This window comes from Variovorax sp. M-6 (assembly GCF_052114385.1).
Classification (GTDB): domain Bacteria; phylum Pseudomonadota; class Gammaproteobacteria; order Burkholderiales; family Burkholderiaceae_C; genus Variovorax.
On record NZ_JBFREQ010000020.1, the window covers coordinates 20,214 to 37,767 of the forward strand.

At 68.4% G+C, this 17,554-nt stretch carries 15 protein-coding genes; 8 read left to right on the forward strand and 7 right to left on the reverse strand.

Going from position 1 to position 17,554, the window contains the following annotated elements:
• The first annotated feature begins 88 nt into the window (after nt 1-88).
• The 3 genes from AB4Z46_RS21280 to AB4Z46_RS21290 all read left to right on the forward strand — a co-directional run bounded on the left by AB4Z46_RS21280 (nt 89) and on the right by AB4Z46_RS21290 (nt 4,335).
• Nucleotides 89-1,600, forward strand: a complete 1,512-nt coding sequence (locus AB4Z46_RS21280; protein ID WP_442285622.1) for a CoA-acylating methylmalonate-semialdehyde dehydrogenase — start codon at nt 89-91, stop codon at nt 1,598-1,600.
• Between the two features lie 55 nt (nt 1,601-1,655).
• On the forward strand, nt 1,656-3,290 hold the full coding sequence (locus AB4Z46_RS21285; RefSeq protein ID WP_442285524.1) for a GMC family oxidoreductase: 1,635 nt from the start codon (nt 1,656-1,658) through the stop codon (nt 3,288-3,290).
• 286 nt (nt 3,291-3,576) lie between these two features.
• The gene (locus tag AB4Z46_RS21290; RefSeq protein ID WP_442285525.1) at nt 3,577-4,335 is read left to right on the forward strand and encodes a sulfite exporter TauE/SafE family protein; all 759 of its coding nucleotides are present in this window, start codon (nt 3,577-3,579) and stop codon (nt 4,333-4,335) included.
• Nucleotides 4,336-4,339: 4 nt separating this feature from the next.
• On the opposite strand, the gene mrdA is transcribed toward AB4Z46_RS21290, so the two are convergent.
• The 4 genes from mrdA to AB4Z46_RS21310 all read right to left on the reverse strand — a co-directional run bounded on the left by mrdA (nt 4,340) and on the right by AB4Z46_RS21310 (nt 9,167).
• The gene (mrdA, locus tag AB4Z46_RS21295; protein WP_442285526.1) at nt 4,340-6,316 is read right to left on the reverse strand and encodes a penicillin-binding protein 2; all 1,977 of its coding nucleotides are present in this window, start codon (nt 6,314-6,316) and stop codon (nt 4,340-4,342) included.
• 147 nt (nt 6,317-6,463) lie between these two features.
• Nucleotides 6,464-6,985, reverse strand: coding sequence for a rod shape-determining protein MreD (gene mreD, locus AB4Z46_RS21300; RefSeq protein WP_442285527.1), 522 nt, complete (start codon nt 6,983-6,985; stop codon nt 6,464-6,466).
• The gene (mreC, locus tag AB4Z46_RS21305) at nt 6,982-7,983 is read right to left on the reverse strand and encodes a rod shape-determining protein MreC (RefSeq protein ID WP_442285528.1); all 1,002 of its coding nucleotides are present in this window, start codon (nt 7,981-7,983) and stop codon (nt 6,982-6,984) included. Before mreC ends, mreD begins: the two co-directional genes overlap by 4 nt.
• A 140-nt stretch (nt 7,984-8,123) precedes the next feature.
• A complete protein-coding gene (locus AB4Z46_RS21310; protein ID WP_077002382.1) occupies nt 8,124-9,167 on the reverse strand; it encodes a rod shape-determining protein in 1,044 nt (347 codons plus the stop codon).
• 225 nt (nt 9,168-9,392) lie between these two features.
• Here AB4Z46_RS21310 and gatC point away from each other — a divergent pair, with 225 nt between their 5' ends.
• From gatC to gatB, 3 genes are read left to right on the forward strand one after another with little or no spacing between them, the layout of a single operon-like run.
• Entirely contained in the window at nt 9,393-9,692 is a 300-nt protein-coding gene (gene gatC, locus AB4Z46_RS21315; RefSeq protein ID WP_442285529.1) for an Asp-tRNA(Asn)/Glu-tRNA(Gln) amidotransferase subunit GatC, read from the forward strand.
• Nucleotides 9,689-11,176, forward strand: coding sequence for an Asp-tRNA(Asn)/Glu-tRNA(Gln) amidotransferase subunit GatA (gene gatA, locus AB4Z46_RS21320; protein ID WP_442285530.1), 1,488 nt, complete (start codon nt 9,689-9,691; stop codon nt 11,174-11,176). Before gatC ends, gatA begins: the two co-directional genes overlap by 4 nt.
• 15 nt (nt 11,177-11,191) lie before the next feature.
• Complete coding sequence (gene gatB, locus AB4Z46_RS21325; RefSeq protein WP_442285531.1) at nt 11,192-12,679, forward strand: Asp-tRNA(Asn)/Glu-tRNA(Gln) amidotransferase subunit GatB; 1,488 nt, start codon at nt 11,192-11,194, stop codon at nt 12,677-12,679.
• Between the two features lie 154 nt (nt 12,680-12,833).
• On the opposite strand, the gene AB4Z46_RS21330 is transcribed toward gatB, so the two are convergent.
• From AB4Z46_RS21330 to pyrE, 3 genes are read right to left on the reverse strand one after another with little or no spacing between them, the layout of a single operon-like run.
• Entirely contained in the window at nt 12,834-13,823 is a 990-nt protein-coding gene (locus AB4Z46_RS21330) for an acyltransferase family protein (RefSeq protein WP_442285532.1), read from the reverse strand.
• 39 nt (nt 13,824-13,862) lie between these two features.
• Nucleotides 13,863-14,537, reverse strand: coding sequence for a DUF4124 domain-containing protein (locus AB4Z46_RS21335; protein WP_442285533.1), 675 nt, complete (start codon nt 14,535-14,537; stop codon nt 13,863-13,865).
• A 24-nt stretch (nt 14,538-14,561) separates the two neighbouring features.
• A complete protein-coding gene (pyrE, locus tag AB4Z46_RS21340; protein ID WP_442285534.1) occupies nt 14,562-15,245 on the reverse strand; it encodes an orotate phosphoribosyltransferase in 684 nt (227 codons plus the stop codon).
• Nucleotides 15,246-15,258: 13 nt separating this feature from the next.
• Here pyrE and AB4Z46_RS21345 point away from each other — a divergent pair, with 13 nt between their 5' ends.
• Both AB4Z46_RS21345 and AB4Z46_RS21350 read left to right on the forward strand, forming a co-directional pair.
• Nucleotides 15,259-16,062, forward strand: a complete 804-nt coding sequence (locus AB4Z46_RS21345) for an exodeoxyribonuclease III (protein WP_442285535.1) — start codon at nt 15,259-15,261, stop codon at nt 16,060-16,062.
• Between the two features lie 88 nt (nt 16,063-16,150).
• Nucleotides 16,151-17,494: an AmpG family muropeptide MFS transporter gene (locus AB4Z46_RS21350; protein WP_442285536.1), complete on the forward strand. Its 1,344-nt coding sequence runs from the start codon at nt 16,151-16,153 to the stop codon at nt 17,492-17,494.
• Nucleotides 17,495-17,554 lie beyond the last annotated feature (60 nt).

Below are 17,554 nucleotides of genomic sequence, written 5' to 3' on the forward strand. Positions count from 1 at the left end.
GCCACAATCGGCGCTGGACCGCACCCTCCCCGTCCTGTCCCGCCATTCCCCCACTCGCCGGCCGCGCCGGCAGGAGCACACCATGCAGATGAGCAAGACCCCGATCCACCACTTCGTCGGCGGCCGCGTCGTGGCCCCGAAGTCCGCCCGCGCCCAGGACGTCTTCAACCCTGCGACCGGCGCCGCCACCGGCAGCGTGGCGCTGGCCAACCGCGCCGACGTCGATGCCGCCGTGGCCGCCGCCCAGGCCGCCTTCCCGGCCTGGGCCGACACGCCGCCGATCCGTCGCGCCCGCGTGATGTTCAAGTTCCTCGAACTGCTGAACCGGCACAAGGACGAACTCGCCCACCTGATCACCGCCGAGCACGGCAAGGTCTTCACCGACGCCCAGGGCGAGGTCACGCGCGGCATCGACATCGTCGAGTTCGCCTGCGGCATCCCGCAGCTGCTCAAGGGCGACTTCACCGACCAGGTCTCCACCGGCATCGACAACTGGACCCTGCGCCAGCCGCTGGGCGTGGTGGCCGGCATCACGCCGTTCAACTTCCCGGTGATGGTGCCGATGTGGATGTTCCCGGTGGCGATCGCCGCCGGCAATACCTTCGTGCTCAAGCCCAGCCCGACCGACCCGAGCCCGTCGCTGCGCATGGCCGAGCTGCTCAAGGAGGCCGGGCTGCCCGACGGCGTCTTCAACGTCGTCCAGGGCGACAAGGAGGCGGTCGACGCGCTGCTGGAGCACCCGGACGTCAAGGCCATCAGCTTCGTCGGCTCGACCCCGATCGCCAACTACATCTACGAGACGGGCGCGCGCCACGGCAAGCGGGTGCAGGCGCTCGGCGGCGCCAAGAACCACATGGTGGTGATGCCCGATGCCGACATCGAGCAGACCGTGGACGCGCTGATCGGCTCGGGCTACGGCTCGGCCGGCGAGCGCTGCATGGCGATCTCGGTGGCGGTGCTGGTGGGCGACGTGGCCGACAAGGTGATGCCGCTGCTGACCGAGCGCGCCCGGACGCTGAAGGTGCTGAGCGGCACCAACCTCGAGGCCGAGATGGGCCCGATCGTGACGCGCGCGGCGCATGAGCGCATCACGGGCTACATCGCCCAGGGCGAGAAGGAAGGCGCGAAGCTGGTGGTCGACGGCCGCGGCTTCGACGGCGATGCGGCAGGCGAAGGCTGTGGCGACGGCTTCTGGATGGGCGGCACGCTGTTCGACCACGTCACGCCCGAGATGCGCATCTACAAGGAAGAGATCTTCGGCCCGGTGCTGTCCTGCGTGCGGGTGCACGACCTCAAGGAGGCGGTGGACCTGATCAACGCGCACGAGTTCGGCAACGGCGTGAGCTGCTTCACGCGCGACGGCAACGTGGCGCGCGAATTCAGCCGCCGCATCCAGGTCGGCATGGTGGGCATCAACGTGCCGATCCCGGTGCCCATGGCCTGGCACGGCTTCGGCGGCTGGAAGAAGAGCCTGTTCGGCGACATGCACGCCTACGGCGAGGAAGGCGTGCGCTTCTACACCAAGCAGAAGTCGATCATGCAGCGCTGGCCCGAGAGCATCGGCAAAGGCGCAGAGTTCGTGATGCCGACGGCGAAGTAGCCTTCGTCGAAGGCGGAGTGGATTCCCATAACGACAAGACACAAGCAAGACCCGAATGAGCGATACCACCTTCGACTACATCGTGATCGGCGGCGGCACCGCCGGCGCGCTGATGTGCAACCGCCTGACCCGCAGCTCGCAGCAGCGCACGCTGCTGATCGAGGCCGGCCGCAAGGACGACTACCACTGGATCCATATCCCGGTGGGCTATCTCTACTGCATCGGCAACCCGCGCACCGACTGGCTCTACAGCACCGAGCCCGATGCCGGCCTGAACGGCCGCACGCTGCGCTACCCGCGCGGCAAGACGCTGGGCGGCTGCTCCAGCATCAACGGCATGATCTACATGCGCGGCCAGTCGCGCGACTACGACCAGTGGGCCGCGCTCACCGGCGACGACACCTGGCGCTGGAACAACGTGCTGCCGGCCTTCAGGCAGCACGAGGACTACTACCTCGGCGCCGACGAGATGCATGGCGCCGGCGGCGAGTGGCGGGTCGAGAAGCAGCGCCTGCGCTGGGACATCCTCGACGCCTTCGCACAGGCGGCGCAGGAGGCCGGCATTCCGCGCAGCAGCGACTTCAACCGCGGCAGCAACGAGGGCGTGGGCTACTTCCAGGTCAACCAGAAGGACGGCTGGCGCTGGAACACGGCCAAGGCCTTCCTGCGGCCGACCTGCTACGGCCGGCCCAACTTCGAGATGTGGGTCAACGCCCAGGTGACGAAGCTGATCGTCGAGGCGCAGGCCGACGGCACGCGGCGCTGCACCGGCGTGCAGGTCTGGGACGGCCACGAGATGGTGACCGCGCACGCCACCCGCGAGGTGCTGCTGTGCGCGGGCAGCATCGGCTCGCCGCAACTGCTGCAGCTTTCGGGCATCGGCCCGGCCGAGCTGCTGAACCGGCATGGCATCGAGGTGGTGGCCGACCTGCCCGGCGTCGGCGCCAACCTGCAGGACCACCTGCAGATCCGCGCGGTCTACAAGATCAAGGACGCACCCACGCTCAACGTGATGGCCTCGTCGCTCTACGGCAAGGCCAAGATCGGCCTGGAGTACCTGCTCAAGCGAACCGGGCCGATGAGCATGGCGCCCTCGCAGCTCGGCGCCTTCACGCGCAGCTCGCCCGAGCACGAATGGCCGAACCTCGAATACCACGTGCAGCCGCTCTCGCTCGATGCCTTCGGCGAGCCGCTGCACAGCTTCCCGGCCTTCACCGCCAGCGTCTGCAACCTGAACCCGACCAGCCGCGGCACGGTGCGCATCAAGAGCGGCAAGTTCAACGATGCGCCGGCGATCGCGCCCAACTACCTGAGCACCGACGAGGACCGCAAGGTGGCGGCCGACTCGCTGCGCGTGACCCGGCGCATCGCGGCCCAGCCCGCGCTCGCCAGGTACGCCCCCGAGGAATGGAAGCCCGGCGTGCAGTACCAGAGCGACGAGGAGCTGGCGCGGCTGGCCGGCGACATCGCGACCACCATCTTCCATCCGGTGGGCACCACCCGGATGGGCGCCGACGGCGACCCGATGGCGGTGCTGGACTCGCGCCTGCGCGTGCGCGGCATCCAGGGACTGCGGGTGGTCGACGCCGGGGCCATGCCCACCATCACCAGCGGCAACACCAACAGCCCGACGCTGATGATGGCCGAGAAGGCGGCCGGATGGGTGCGAGAGGCCGCTGTCGCCCCGTGATGTATCCGTTTGTTTCTTTTGGCGGGTAATCCCCGATGCACTGGCACGGTGCATCGAACTAAAGTCTCGGCACTCGCAAACGGGCCAGCCCGCAGCGCGGGGGACCGAGGAGACATCTTTCCAAGAACCAGAACAAGCTCAGTCAAGGCATCCGGACGAGATGCCGTTTTTTTGAACAAGGCGCCGCGAGTCGGCGCCTTTTCTTTTGGGCTCGCCAGCGGCGGCCGCCGGGCGATCGAGGTCTGCTGCCAGAGGGCGCACAACCCCGGATGAGACAATTTCCTCCATGGAAGTTCTGGTGCTGACCCTCGCCTCGCTGTTCGCGGGTTTCATCGATTCCATCGTCGGCGGCGGCGGCCTGATCCTGGTGCCGGCGCTGTTCAGCGTGCTGCCGGGCACCGCCCCGGCCACCTTGCTGGGCACCAACAAGAGCGCCTCGGTCTGGGGCACGGCCGCGGCCGCGGCGCAGTTTCACCATCGCGTCGGCCTGCGCTGGCACACGCTGCTGCCGGCCGGCGCGCTGGCCTTCGCGGGCTCGCTGGCCGGGGCTTGGGGCGTGACGGTGGTGCCGGGGGATTTCCTGCGCAAGCTGCTGCCGCTGGTGCTGGTCGCCCTGCTGCTCTACACGCTGGCGCGCAAGGACATGGGCCGCCACCATGCGCCGCGCTTCAGCGGCCGCGCCGAACTGCTCGCCACCTGCTCGATCGGCATGCTGCTCGGCCTCTACGACGGCTTCTTCGGTCCGGGCACCGGCAGCTTCTTCGTCTTCCTGTTCGTGCGCTGGATGGGCTACGACTTCCTCAACGCGGCGGGCTCCGCGAAGCTGCTCAACACCATGACCAACCTGGGCGCGCTGCTGCTGTTCGGGCTCAAGGGCCACGTGCTGTGGCAGCTGGCGCTGACCATGGCGGTCGCCAACGTGGCCGGCAGCGTGATCGGTGCGCGGGTGGCGATCAAGCATGGCGCCGGCTTCGTGCGCAAGGTGTTCATCGTCGTCGTCGGCGCCCTCATCCTGAAGACCGCCTACGACGCCTTCCTGCGCTGAAGCCTCAGGGGGCGGCCGCCGCTTGCGCGGCGCCGCCGGCGGGCGGCCAGGCAACTTCGCTCGCCACGCGCGGCTTGCCGATCGGCGCGGTGGCCTTGCCGATCTGGATGGCGGCCATGTCGGCTTCGCTCGGGTACTGGTTCATGAGCCAGTAGTCGAACACGCGACGCGCGATCGGGGCCGCGGCGCCGGCGCCCCAGCCGGCGTTCTCGACGATCAGCGCCACCGCGATCTTCGGGTCGTTGACGGGCGCGAAGGCCATGAACAGGGCGTGGTCGCGCTGGTGCTCCTCCAGCGCCTTGGCGTTGTACTTGGTGTTCTGCGCCTGCGTCACGGCCTGCGCGGTGCCGGTCTTGCCGGCCGCCTGGTAGCCGGCGCCGGCGAACACGCCGCGCGCGGTGCCGCTGGTCACCACCGCGGTCAGTCCCTCGCGGATCACGGCGACGTCGGCCGGCCTGTAGCCGAGGTTCTCGGCCGGCGGCTGCGCCACCTGCTTGACCTCGCCCGTGACCGTGTCGCGGATCGCCAGCACCAGGTGCGGCCGGTGCTTGATGCCGCCATCGGCCACGATCGACGTCGCCTGCGCCAGCTGCAGCATCGTGAAGGTGTTGTAGCCCTGGCCGATGCCCAGCGAGATGGTCTCGCCGGCATACCACTTCTTCTGCTCGGGCCGGCGGTAGGCGTTGCGCTTCCACTCGGTGCTGGGCAGCACGCCGCGCACCTCGCCGCCGATGTCGATGCCGGTGATCTGGCCGAAGCCCAGCGGCTTCATCGCATCGTGGATCAGGTCGACGCCCATCTCGTTGGCCAGCGAGTAGTAGTAGATGTTGCTCGACAGCTGGATCGAGCGGCGCATGTCGACGTTGCCGATGTTGCCCTCGGGGCTGCCGAAGCGGTGGCCGCCGAAGTTGAAGTAGCCGGGGTCGTTGACCAGCACGCTGGGGCCGCGCTTGCCGGTCTGCAGCGCGGCCAGCGCCATGAAGGGCTTGTAGGTCGAGCCCGGCGGATAGGTGCCGCGCAACGCGCGGTTGAGCAGCGGCTTGTCGAGCGACTCGCTGAGCTCCTTCCAGCTCTCGGTGTCGATGCCCTCGACGAACAGGTTCGGATCGAAGGTGGGCTTGCTCACGAAGGCCAGGATCTCGCCGGTCTTGGGGTCGAAGGCGACCAGGGCGCCGCGGCGCTCGCCGTACATGTCCTCGACCAGCTTCTGCAGCTTGATGTCGAGCGACAGCATGACGGTGTTGCCGGGCGTCGCCGGGTGGGCCGCGAGCCGGCGTACGGCGCGGCCGCCGGCCGAGGTCTCCATCTGCTCGACGCCGGTCTGGCCGTGCAGCGTCTTCTCGTAGCTCTGCTCGATGCCGAGCTTGCCGATGTACTCGGTGCCCTTGTAGTTGGCCAGGTCCTCGTCCTCCCAGTCTTCCATCGCCGTCTTCTCGGCCTGGTTGATGCGGCCGATGTAGCCCAGCACATGGCTGGCCAGCTCGCCGTGGGGGTAGTTGCGGAACAGCCGGGCCTTGATCTCCACGCCCGGAAAGCGATAGCGCTGGGCCGCGAAGCGAGCCACTTCCTCGTCGCTCAGGCGGGTGCGGATCGGCACCGAGTCGAAGCTGCGCGAGTCTTCCCGCAGCCGCTTGAAGCGCCGGCGGTCGCGCGGCGAGATCTCGAGCACCTCGGTCAGGGCATCGATGGTGTCCTCGAGATTGCCGGCCTTGGAGGGGGTGATCTCGAGCGTGTAGGCCGAGTAGTTGGAGGCCAGGACGATCCCGCTGCGGTCGAGGATCAGGCCGCGGTTCGGCACCACCGGCACGATCGCCGTGCGGTTGCTCTCGGCTTGCTCGGCCAGGTCTTCGTGCCGGACCACCTGCAGGTAGGCCAGCCGCGCGCACAGCAGTCCGAAGGCCGCGAGCACGACCACGCCGATCACGATCACTCGCCGCCTGAAGCGGGAGAGGTCGGCGGCAACGTTGCGGATCTCGGTCATTGGCCCACCCCCAGGCTGCGCGCACTTCGTGTCGCTTCGCCACCCCCCTTCGAAGGGGCGCCGGCAGCGGTCCGGCGAAGCCGGGCCCGCGCCGGCTCCCGAACGGAGGCGGCGCAGCGAGCCCGAGATGCGGCTGCGGGCGCCATCTTAGAGCGGGCGGTTGGCATCCGGTTCCGGGGTTCTGCGCTGCGGCGCCAACAAGACCAGGCTGACCAGCGGCCACAGGGCGGCCTCCAGCGCCGGCGCCACCAGCAGCGACCAGCCCGGGAAGACGCCGCCGCCGATCATGCGGATCGCGAGTTCGATCAGGTGCGACAGCGCGAACAGCGGCAGCACCTGCAGCGCCTGCGAGAAGAGCGGGAACCACAGCAGGCGCCGGTGGACCATGGTCGCCAGGAAACCGAGCGTGGTGTAGGAGAGGGCATGCTGGCCGAGCATGGCGGCCTGGTGCACGTCCATCAGCAGGCCGAAGACGAAGGCCGCGCCGATGCCGATGCGCGCCGGCTGGTGCACGCTCCAGAACACGATCACCAGCGCCAGCAGGTCGGGCGTCCAGGCCGCGCGGCCCAGCGGCACCATGTTGAGCAGCAGGGCCACGATCAGGCTGGTCCACATGAACAGCGGACTGACGGGCAGCAGAAGCTGCTGCTGGCCTGGACGCATGATCATCGCGGCCCCGCTTCCTTCTTGTCGGTCTTCTTGCCCGCTTTCGCCTCGGCCTTGGCGTCGGCCTTCGCATCCGCCTTGTCGGCCTTCTTCTTCGCGGCGACGGCCGAGGGGGAGTTGGGCGGGGTCGGCTTCGGCACCGCCTGGGCACCGGTGGGCGCCAGCACGAGCACGTAGCGCGCCGCGCTCACGTGGGCCAGGGGCAGGCAATGGATGCGCGCGAACGCGGAGTCGGCGCGGCGCTCGATGCGGTCGATCTTCGCCACCGGCAGGCCCGGCGGATAGACGCCGTCGACGCCGCTGGTGGTCAGCACGTCGCCTTCCTGCACATCCGAATTCGCCTGCATGAAGCGCAGCTCGAGCCCGCCGCCGTGCGCGCTGGCGTCGCCGAAGGCCACGCTGCGCGCACCGGTGCGCACGTTCTGCACCGGGATCGCCAGGTCGCGGTCGATCACCAGCGTGATCTCGCTCGAGAAGGGTTGCACCTGCGTCACCTGGCCGAGCACGCCGTGCTCGTCGATCACCGGGGAGCCGGGCGCGATGCCGTTGGTGAGGCCCTGGTCGATCACCAGCTTGCGGGTGTACGGATCGGCCGCGTCGTAGAGCACCTCGGCCGCCCGGCCCGGGGTCTGGGTGGTCTGGCGCAGTTCGAGCATGGAGCGCAGGCGCGCGTTCTCCTGCGCCAGGGTGTCGGCCTGGCTGGCGCGCTCGGACTGCAGCGCGAGCGCCTTGCGGGCGTCCGCCTCCTTGCCTTGCGCGGTCTGCAGGTCTTCGAGGTAGCGCCCCCCGCCGGCCACCAGTTGCACCGGCTTGAGCGCCAGCCACTGCACCGGATAGAGCACGGCGCCGATCGCCAGCCGGATCGGCTGCACGAGGTGAAAGCGCGCGTCGGCCACCATCAGGAACAGCGCCAGCGCGCTGAAGAAGATCAGTTTGCTCAGCGCCGACGGCCCCTGGTTGAAGAGGGGCGGAGCGGTTCGATCGAGGGTGCCAAGCGGCATGACGCTTTATGCCACGAGAGCAGCGCTGTTTGTTTTTGTGTGTTCCAGGGTTGCCGCGGAACCGGCTTCGCCGGGCCGCAGGCAACGCCCCCGGTAGGGGGTGGGAGGGCTACACGCAGTGAGCCCGACCTGGGGGCGAGTCATTCGCTCGTGAAGATGCTGCCCAGGCGATCCATGCGCTCGAGCGCGATACCGCAGCCGCGCACCACGCAGGTCAGCGGGTCTTCGGCGACCAGCACCGGCAGGCCGGTTTCCTCGGCCAGCAGGCGGTCGAGGTCGCGCAGCAGCGCGCCGCCGCCGGTCAGCATCATGCCGCGCTCGGCGATGTCGGCGCCGAGCTCGGGCGGCGTCTGCTCGAGCGCGTTCTTGACGGCCGAGACGATGTTGTTGAGCGGATCGGTCAGGGCTTCCAGCACCTCGTTGCTGCTGATCGTGAAGCTGCGCGGCACGCCTTCGCTGAGGTTGCGGCCCTTGACTTCCATCTCCTTGACTTCGGAGCCCGGGAAGGCCGAGCCGATGTTCTTCTTGATGACTTCGGCCGTCGGCTCGCCGATCAGCATGCCGTAGTTGCGGCGGATGTAGTTGATGATGGCCTCGTCGAAGCGGTCGCCGCCGACGCGAACGCTGCCCTTGTAGACCATGCCGCCGAGCGAGATCACGCCGACTTCGGTGGTGCCGCCGCCGATGTCGACCACCATCGAGCCGCTGGCCTCGGACACCGGCAGGCCGGCGCCGATCGCGGCGGCCATGGGTTCTTCGATCAGGTAGACCGAGGTCGCGCCGGCCGCTTCGGCCGCGTCCTTGATGGCGCGGCGCTCGACCTGGGTCGAGCCGCAGGGCACGCAGATGATGATGCGCGGGCTCGGCGTGAGCAGCGAGCGCGGGTGCACCATCTTGATGAACTGCTTGATCATCTGCTCGGTGATCACGAAATCGGCGATCACGCCGTCCTTCATGGGACGGATGGCCTCGATGTTGCCGGGCACCTTGCCGAGCATCGCCTTGGCTTCCCGGCCCACGGCCTGGATCACCTTCTTGCCGTGCGGGCCGCCTTCATGGCGGATCGCGACGACCGAGGGCTCGTCCAGGACGATGCCCTTGTTGCGGGCGAAGATCAGGGTGTTGGCGGTGCCGAGGTCGATCGCCAGGTCGGTCGAGAAGTACCGACGGAAAGCTCCAAACATGGTGGAATCCTCTGGGGCACGACATGCGCGTCGGCATGCCATCGCCCTCTTTTTTGGGTCGTGTGACGGGTGGTTTGAAACGTTTTTGCGGCAAATGCCGGCGCGTTCGCGGGGGTTGCGGCAAAGGCGGGATAATAACCGAATCCCCTGACTCTCCCGCGGTTTCACGCACCTTTGCGGGGGGTGAACACACCCGATTTTCGCGTCAGAACGCTCTTTTTCCCGATGTCCCTCACTTCCAACGATATCGCGCGCATCGCCTCGCTCGCGCGGCTCCAGCTGGCCCCTGACGAAAGCGAGCGAATGCTCGGCCAGATCAACGGCTTCTTCGACCTCGTCGAACGCATGCGCGCGGTCGACACCACCGGCGTCGAGCCGCTGGCCCATCCGGTGGCCGCCATCGAGGACATCACGCTTCGCCTGGCCGCGGACGTGGTGAGCGAACCCAACAACCGCGAGGCCAACCAGCGCAGCGCGCCGGCGGTCGAGAACGGCCTGTTCCTGGTCCCGAAGGTGATCGAATGAGCGCGGAAATCCATCACATGGGCGTGGCCGGGCTGGCCGCAGCACTGCGCCAGCGCAAGGTTTCGGCCGTCGAGGCCGCCCAGCACCACCTGTCCCGCATCCGCGATCACAAGGATCTCGGCGCCTTCGTGGCGCTCGACGCCGACCTCACGCTGGCCCAGGCCCGTGCCGCCGACGCCCGCATCGCCGCCGGCTCCGGCGCGGCGCTGGAGGGCGTGCCGATCGCCCACAAGGACATCTTCGTCACCGCCGACCTGCCGACCACCGCAGGTTCGCGCATCCTGGCCGGCTACCGCTCGCCCTTCGACGCCACCGTGGTGCGCAAGCTGGCCGAGGCCGGCGCGGTGACGCTGGGCAAGCTCAGCTGCGACGAGTTCGCGATGGGCTCGGCCAACGAAAACGTGGCCGTGCCGGCGATCGGCTTCGACCACGCGGTGCCGGTACGCAATCCCTGGGACACCGGCCGCATCCCCGGCGGCTCGTCGGGCGGCAGCGCCGTGGCGGTCGCGGCAGGCCTGGCGCCGGGCGCCACCGGCACCGACACCGGCGGCTCGATCCGCCAGCCGGCCTCCTTCTGCGGCGTCACCGGCATCAAGCCGACCTACGGCCGCGCCTCGCGCTACGGCATGGTCGCCTTCGCCTCCAGCCTCGACCAGGCCGGACCGATGGCCCGCTCGGCCGAGGACTGCGCACTGCTGCTGTCGGCGATGTGCGGGCCCGACCCGGACCGCGACTCGACCTCGCTGGCCCGACCGCCCGAGGACTTCTCGCGCTCGCTCAAGGATTCTCTGGAGGGCTTGCGCATCGGCGTACCGAAGGAGTTCTTCGGCGAGGGCGTGGCGCCCGGCGTGCGCGCCGCGGTCGATGCGGCGCTGGCCGAGTACGAGAAGCTCGGCGCGCGCCGCGTCGAGATCACGCTGCCGCGCACCGAACTGTCGATTCCCGTGTACTACATCATCGCGGCCGCCGAGGCCTCGAGCAACCTGAGCCGCTTCGACGGCGTGAAGTTCGGGCACCGCGCCAAGAACTACCGCGACCTCGCCGACATGTACGCCCAGACCCGCGAGGAAGGCTTCGGCGACGAGGTCAAGCGCCGCATCATGATCGGCACCTACGTGCTCTCGCACGGCTACTACGACGCCTACTACCTGCAGGCGCAGAAGGTGCGCCGCATGATCGCGGACGACTTCCAGCAGGCCTTCGCGCAGTGCGACGTGATCGCCGGCCCGGCCGCGCCCAGCGTGGCCTGGAAGCTCGGCGAGCACGGCGGCGACCCGGTCGCCGACTACCTGGCCGACATCTTCACCTTGCCGGCCTCGCTGGCCGGCCTGCCCGGCATGAGCGTGCCCGCCGGATTCGACGGCGGCCTGCCGGTCGGCATCCAGCTGATCGGCAACTACTTCGCCGAGGCGAAGCTGCTCAACGCGGCGCATGCCTTCCAGCAGGCGACCGACTGGCACCTCCGCACTCCGGCGGGCTTTTGATGGCGAAGAACTGACATGAGCGAAACCAACACTTTCGAAGCCGCACAGAGCGGGCGCCCGACCGGCCCGCTGGTGCGCGGCTATGAAGTCATCATCGGCTTCGAGACCCACGCCCAGCTCTCGACCGCCTCGAAGATCTTCAGCCGCGCATCGACCGCCTTCGGCGCCGAGCCCAACACGCAGGCCTGCGCGGTCGACCTGGCCCTGCCCGGCACGCTGCCGGTGATGAACAAGGGCGCGGTCGAACGCGCCATCAAGCTCGGCCTCGCGCTGGGCTCGACGATCGCACCGCGCAGCGTGTTCGCGCGCAAGAACTACTTCTATCCCGACCTGCCCAAGGGCTACCAGATCAGCCAGTTCGAGATCCCGGTCGTGCAGGGCGGCTCGGTCAGCTTCTTCCTCGGCGACGAGCCCAAGACCGTGCGCCTGGTGCGCGCCCATCTCGAGGAGGACGCGGGCAAGTCGCTGCACGAGGACTTCATCGGCCAGTCGGGCATCGACCTGAACCGCGCCGGCACGCCGCTGCTCGAGATCGTGACCGAGCCCGACATGCGCTCCACCGCCGAGGCCGTGGCCTATGCGCGCGAGCTGCACAAGATCGTCACCTGGATCGGCATCTGCGACGGCAACATGCAGGAAGGCAGCTTCCGCTGCGACGCCAACGTGTCGGTGCGCAAGCCCGGCGACAAGTTGGGCACGCGGCGCGAGATCAAGAACCTGAACAGCTTCAAGTTCATGCAGCAGGCGATCGACTACGAGATCCGCTGGCAGATCGAGGAGATCGAGGACGGCCGCCAGGTCCAGCAGGCCACCGTGCTGTTCGATCCCGACACGGGCGAGACCCGCGCCATGCGCACCAAGGAAGACGCGGCCGACTACCGCTACTTCCCCGACCCCGACCTGCCGCCGCTGGCGATCGCGGCCGAATGGATCGAGCGCGTGCGCGCCGAGATGCCCGAGCTGCCGCGCGCGATGGCCGAGCGCTACGTGCGCGATCACGGCCTGTCGGACTACGACGCCGCGCAGTTGACCCAGAGCCCGGCGCTGGCCGGCTACTTCCAGGCCGCGGTGGCTGCCGGCGCCAATGCCAAGCTGGCGAGCAACTGGATCACGGGCGAGATCGCCCGGCGCCTCAACCAGCAGGACATCGCGATCACCGAGGCGCCGGTGTCGGCGGTCCAGCTGGCCCGGCTGGTCGAGCGCATCGGCGACGGCACGATCTCGAACAACGCCGCGCGCCAGGTCTTCGATGCCCTGTGGACCGGCGAAGGCCAGGAGGTCGACGCCATCATCGAGGCCAAGGGCCTGAAGCAGATGAGCGATTCAGGCGCGCTGGAAAAGATCATCGACCAGGTGCTGGCGACCAACGAGAAGAACATCGCCGAATACCGCGCAGGCAAGGACAAGGCATTCAACGCGCTGGTCGGCCAGGTCATGAAGGCCAGCCAGGGCAAGGCCAACCCGGCGCAGGTCAATGCGCTGCTGAAGGCCAAGCTGGGGTGATTTCGCTCGCCCCCAGGTTGGCTCACTTCGTGTAGCCGCCCACCCCCTTCCGGGGGCAACACCGGCGGACTGGCGAAGCCAGATCCGCGGTGTTTCACCAACGGGCCTGGCTGCGCCGGCCGGAGCGGAGCCCTGCGGTGCGGGTGTCTTTGCTTCAGGTGCGCGCGGCGGGCTTGAGCTGGCGCTGCTGCAGCGCCCTTCTCGCCGATATCGGCAGCCGCTGCGACCACTCGCTCGACGGCTTCTCGACCAGCCTGAAGAGCACGTAGGCCACCGCGCTGCAAACCACAACGCCGATCGGCACCCACAACGCATGCAGCGACTCCGGCGTGCGGGGGAGCACCAGGTTGAGCAGTTTCACCCCGAGCGGGAAATGGATGAGATACAGGGAATAGGAAATGGAGCCCAGGAAAAGCGCCACCCGCAGCCGCATCGCCGGCAGGTAGCGGATCGCCAGGTAGCACGAGAGGCCTGCCGCCAGTTCGGGGTAGGAGGACTTCGGTATTGCGGCGGCGGCGGCCAGCAGGACCAGCCCTGCGGCCTCGGCCATGGGGATCCGAAGGATGGCGACGTAGCAGGCCACGAATCCCATCAAAAAATAGGGAAGATGGCGGACGACATCCAGCCGATCGGCTCCGAACGCGGCGACCGCGGCACAGACGCAGAACGAGACGATGCGGACCAGGCGGCGCTGCGAGAACAGGAGCGGAAAGAAAATGGAGATGAAAAGGTAATATTTCATCTCCACGATGAGCGTCCATATCACCGGGTTCTCGCCCGGGACGTCCAGGTACAGCAAATACTGCGACAGCTGCAGCAGCGAGATCTTCGGCGCCTCGCCCTTGACCATCGCCGCCCCCAGCGAGAGCGTGAACGTGAACAGCAGCGCGACGGCGTACGTGGGCTGCAGGCGCAACAGCCGCTTGAGCCAGAACCGGCCGATGTCCGTGATCCGGTACTCCCCCTTCAGAAGGCTGTAGGGAATGATGTAGCCCGAGATGACGAAGAACACCTGGACGCCGACCGCTCCGTGCTTCGCGAGATCGGCCGCGGTCCCCGAAAGTGCCGGAGCGAAATGGCAGATGCACACCATCAACGCCGCGAGGCCGCGCAGATAGTCCAGCGTGAAGATCCGGTTGCCCATGCGACTGTTTCCTTGGATGCAGTCAGGGCGCGCCGACTGCTACCGCGCTGAAGCGGCAGCCGCGCTCGACGCCCAGAGCGGCTTGAGACGCGCCTGTTCCTCGTCGAAGCGCGCATTCAGGCGCTTCTTCTCGTCTTCCTGCTCCCCGATGAAGCGGTTCTGCACCGCGACGCTCCTGGCGTTGTCTTCCATCTTGCGGCGCACCGCTTCGGGGGCCTTGCTCGGGTCCTTCTTGTAGAACTCGAGCTCGTCGTCGATCTTCCTGCGGTCGTCGGCCAGCTCGCCCAGGCGCTTCCTGGCGGCCTGGATGACGACGTCGATCTGTACCAGGGCCTCGGCGCGCTCGCGGTCGTGGGTTGCCGGGTTGGGGTAGCGCACCAGCAGCGCTCGCTCGCGCCGCCGCTCTTCCAGCAGCCGGGCCGCCTGCAGTTGCGTCAGGCGTTCCCGCTCCTCGCGCTCGGCCTGCTCGCGCGCCGTGTAGGTCGGCTCGAGCTTGCGGCGCATGGTGCCGCTCGGGTTGAGTTCGCGCTGTTCACGGTCGATGCAGTCGGGGATCGGACGGTCGGCGGTGATGGTGCGCCCGCGCGCGTCGGTGCAGCTGTAGATGCCTGTCGAGGCGGATGGCGTGCGCGCGGGCTGCTGCTGTGCCTGCACCGCGCCGGCCGCAGCCAGCGAGAACGCCAGAAATGCCTTCAGTGCTTGCTTGCTCGCCAACATCAATCCTTCAGACGGGTTGAATCAGCCCGCGCCGTAACGTGCCCGGTACGCCAGCACGTGCTGGCGGTGGGTGCCCAGCGCGTCATCCGCGCGGCCCGAGAGATACTGTAACAAGTCATCCAGCGTTGCAATGGAAATTACTGCAAGTCCGAGCTGATTGCGTACATATTGCACGGCGCTGTGGTCCACGTCGACCCCGTTCTCGGTCGCCTTTTCCTGCCGGTCCAGTGCGATCGCGACCGCGTGCGGCGTGGCGCCCGCGGCCCGGATGGCGGCGATCGACTCGCGCACCGCGGTGCCTGCCGACATCACGTCGTCGACGATCAGCACCCGGCCCTTGAGCGGGGCGCCGACCAGCGTGCCGCCTTCGCCATGGTCCTTGGCTTCCTTGCGGTTGTACGCGAAGGGCACGTTGCGGCCGCGCCGCGCGAGCTCGGCCGCCACCGTGGCGCCGAGCGGAATGCCCTTGTACGCCGGGCCGAAGATCATGTCGAACTCCAGCCCGCTCGCGATCAGCCGGTCTGCATAGAATTCGGCCAGCCGCGCGAGCTTGGCGCCATCGTCGAACAGGCCCGCGTTGAAGAAATAGGGGCTGATGCGGCCGGCCTTGGTCTTGAACTCGCCGAAGCGCAGCACCCCCGACTCCAGCGCAAACTGCACGAACGCCTGTGCCAGCGCGCCGCCTTCTTCCATCTTTTCAGCCATAGGGAATGTCCTCGTGTTCAAACTGACCAGCCTCAACCTCAACGGCCTGCGATCGGCTGCCACCAAGGGCGTCGCCGACTGGGTCGGCGGACTGGCGCCGGATTGTATTTGCATGCAGGAAATCCGCGTCCAGGCCAGCGACATCGAGGGGCGCTTCGAAGAGATGGCGGGATTGAAGGGCCACTTCCATTTCGCCGAGAAGAAAGGCTACGCCGGCACCGCGATCTACACCAGGCATGCGCCCAGCGAAGTGGTGGTGGGCTGGGGCGACGCCGAATTCGACGCCGAGGGCCGCTACCTCGAACTGCGCTTCGACACGCCGAAGCGCAAGCTGTCGATCATCAGCTGCTACTTTCCCAGCGGCTCGTCGGGCGAAGAGCGGCAGGCGGCGAAGTTCCGCTTCCTCAAGGGGTTCTTCCCGCACCTGATCGCATTGAAGCGCGAACGCGAGTTCGTCCTGTGCGGCGACATCAACATCGCGCACAAGGAGATCGACCTCAAGAACTGGCGCGGCAACCAGAAGAACAGCGGCTTCCTGCCCGAGGAGCGCGCCTGGATGACGAAGCTGCTCGACGCCGGCGCCGAGGGTGCGGGGCTGGTCGACGTCTACCGGATGCTCAAGCCCGAGACCACCGGCGACGCCTACACCTGGTGGAGCAACCGCGGCCAGGCCTATGCGAACAACGTGGGGTGGCGGCTCGACTATCACCTCGCGACGCCGAAGCTGGCGCAGCTCGCGCGCGACGAATCGATCTTCAAGACCATCAAGTTCAGCGACCACGCGCCGATCACGGTGGACTACGACTTCACGCTGTAGGACCGGACAGAAGGCCTGGGCCGCAGCCGCCATCGCCGGAGGCCGCGCGCATGCGGGAATAATGCGAGGCCTCAACCTCCCGTACCGAATGTCCGCACCGCAGGCTGCCGAAGCCCCCCCGTCCCCGCCCTGGCGCGACGCGCTCAAGGTCTATCTCGAACCCGCTTCGCTGCGCATGCTGGCGCTGGGCTTCTCGGCCGGCCTGCCGCTGCTGCTGGTGCTGGGCACGCTGAGCTTCCGCCTGCGCGAGGCCGGCATCGACCGCTCGACCATCGGCTTCCTGAGCTGGGTCGGCCTGGCCTATGGCTTCAAGTGGGTCTGGGCGCCGCTGGTGGACCGCCTGCCGGTGCCGCCCTTCACCACCCTGCTCGGTCGCCGCCGCGGCTGGCTGCTGCTGGCCCAGCTGGCGGTGATCGCCGGGCTGGCCGGCATGGCCTTCAACGACCCGCGCGACGGCCTGCCGCCGCTGGTCTGGTGCGCGCTGCTGGTGGCCTTCGGTTCGGCGACGCAGGACATCGCGCTGGACGCCTTCCGCATCGAATCGGCCGCCACGCGCAAGCAGGCCGCGCTGGCCGCCTGCTACCAGACCGGCTACCGGCTGGCGATGATCTGGGCCGGCGCCGGCGTGCTGTGGGTCGCGGCCTGGGCCGAGCTGCCCGGCCTCGCGGGCTACCAGAACGGCGCCTGGAAGACCGCCTACCTCGTGATGGCGGCCTCGATGGCGGTCGGCGTCCTCACGGTGCTGGTGTCGCCCGAACCGGTGCGCGCCGCCCTGCCGCAGCCGAAGAACGCCCGCGAATGGCTGTCGAGCGTGCTGATCGAGCCCTTTGCCGACTTCATCCGCCGCTACCGCTGGCAGGCGGTGCTGATCCTGTCGCTGATCGCGGTCTACCGGATCAGCGACGTGGTGATGGGCATCATGGCCAACCCCTTCTATGTCGACATGGGGTTCACCAAGGACGAGGTCGCCACGGTCAGCAAGATCTACGGCGTGGTGATGACGCTGGTCGGCGCCTTCGTCGGCGGCGTGCTGTCGATGAAGCTCGGCGTGATGCGGGTGCTGATGCTGGGCGCCGTGCTGAGCGCCGCCAGCAACCTGCTGTTCGCCGGGCTGGCCTCGCGCGGGCACGACCTCACGGCGCTGGTGCTGGTGGTGTCGGCCGACAACCTGGCCGGGGGCATCGCCTCCGCAGCCTTCATCGCCTACCTGTCGAGCCTGACCAACATCAGCTACTCGGCCACCCAGTACGCCCTGTTCAGCTCGCTGATGCTGCTGCTGCCCAAGTTCATCGCCGGCTACTCGGGCGTCTTCGTGGACAACTTCGGCTACAGCGCCTTCTTCATCGGCACGGCGGTCCTGGGGGTGCCGGTGCTGCTGCTGGTGGCGCTGGCGTCACAGGCCGCCAAGCGCGGCAGGGCTGATTCGCCCTAGGTGCGCCCTGCCCTGAGACCCCCGACCGCAGGGTCGAGACCTTGGCGACGCCGGGAAGCG

Coding starts and splice junctions, on each gene's coding strand:
- pyrE (WP_442285534.1), bottom strand. CDS start 15,245: ATGGCTGAAAAGATGGAAGAAGGCGGCGCGCTGGCACAGGCGTTCGTG.
- AB4Z46_RS21290 (WP_442285525.1), top strand. CDS start 3,577: ATGGAAGTTCTGGTGCTGACCCTCGCCTCGCTGTTCGCGGGTTTCATC.
- mreD (WP_442285527.1), bottom strand. CDS start 6,985: ATGATCATGCGTCCAGGCCAGCAGCAGCTTCTGCTGCCCGTCAGTCCG.
- gatB (WP_442285531.1), top strand. CDS start 11,192: ATGAGCGAAACCAACACTTTCGAAGCCGCACAGAGCGGGCGCCCGACC.
- AB4Z46_RS21280 (WP_442285622.1), top strand. CDS start 89: ATGAGCAAGACCCCGATCCACCACTTCGTCGGCGGCCGCGTCGTGGCC.
- gatC (WP_442285529.1), top strand. CDS start 9,393: ATGTCCCTCACTTCCAACGATATCGCGCGCATCGCCTCGCTCGCGCGG.
- gatA (WP_442285530.1), top strand. CDS start 9,689: ATGAGCGCGGAAATCCATCACATGGGCGTGGCCGGGCTGGCCGCAGCA.
- mreC (WP_442285528.1), bottom strand. CDS start 7,983: ATGCCGCTTGGCACCCTCGATCGAACCGCTCCGCCCCTCTTCAACCAG.
- AB4Z46_RS21285 (WP_442285524.1), top strand. CDS start 1,656: ATGAGCGATACCACCTTCGACTACATCGTGATCGGCGGCGGCACCGCC.
- AB4Z46_RS21330 (WP_442285532.1), bottom strand. CDS start 13,823: ATGGGCAACCGGATCTTCACGCTGGACTATCTGCGCGGCCTCGCGGCG.
- mrdA (WP_442285526.1), bottom strand. CDS start 6,316: ATGACCGAGATCCGCAACGTTGCCGCCGACCTCTCCCGCTTCAGGCGG.
- AB4Z46_RS21310 (WP_077002382.1), bottom strand. CDS start 9,167: ATGTTTGGAGCTTTCCGTCGGTACTTCTCGACCGACCTGGCGATCGAC.
- AB4Z46_RS21350 (WP_442285536.1), top strand. CDS start 16,151: ATGTCCGCACCGCAGGCTGCCGAAGCCCCCCCGTCCCCGCCCTGGCGC.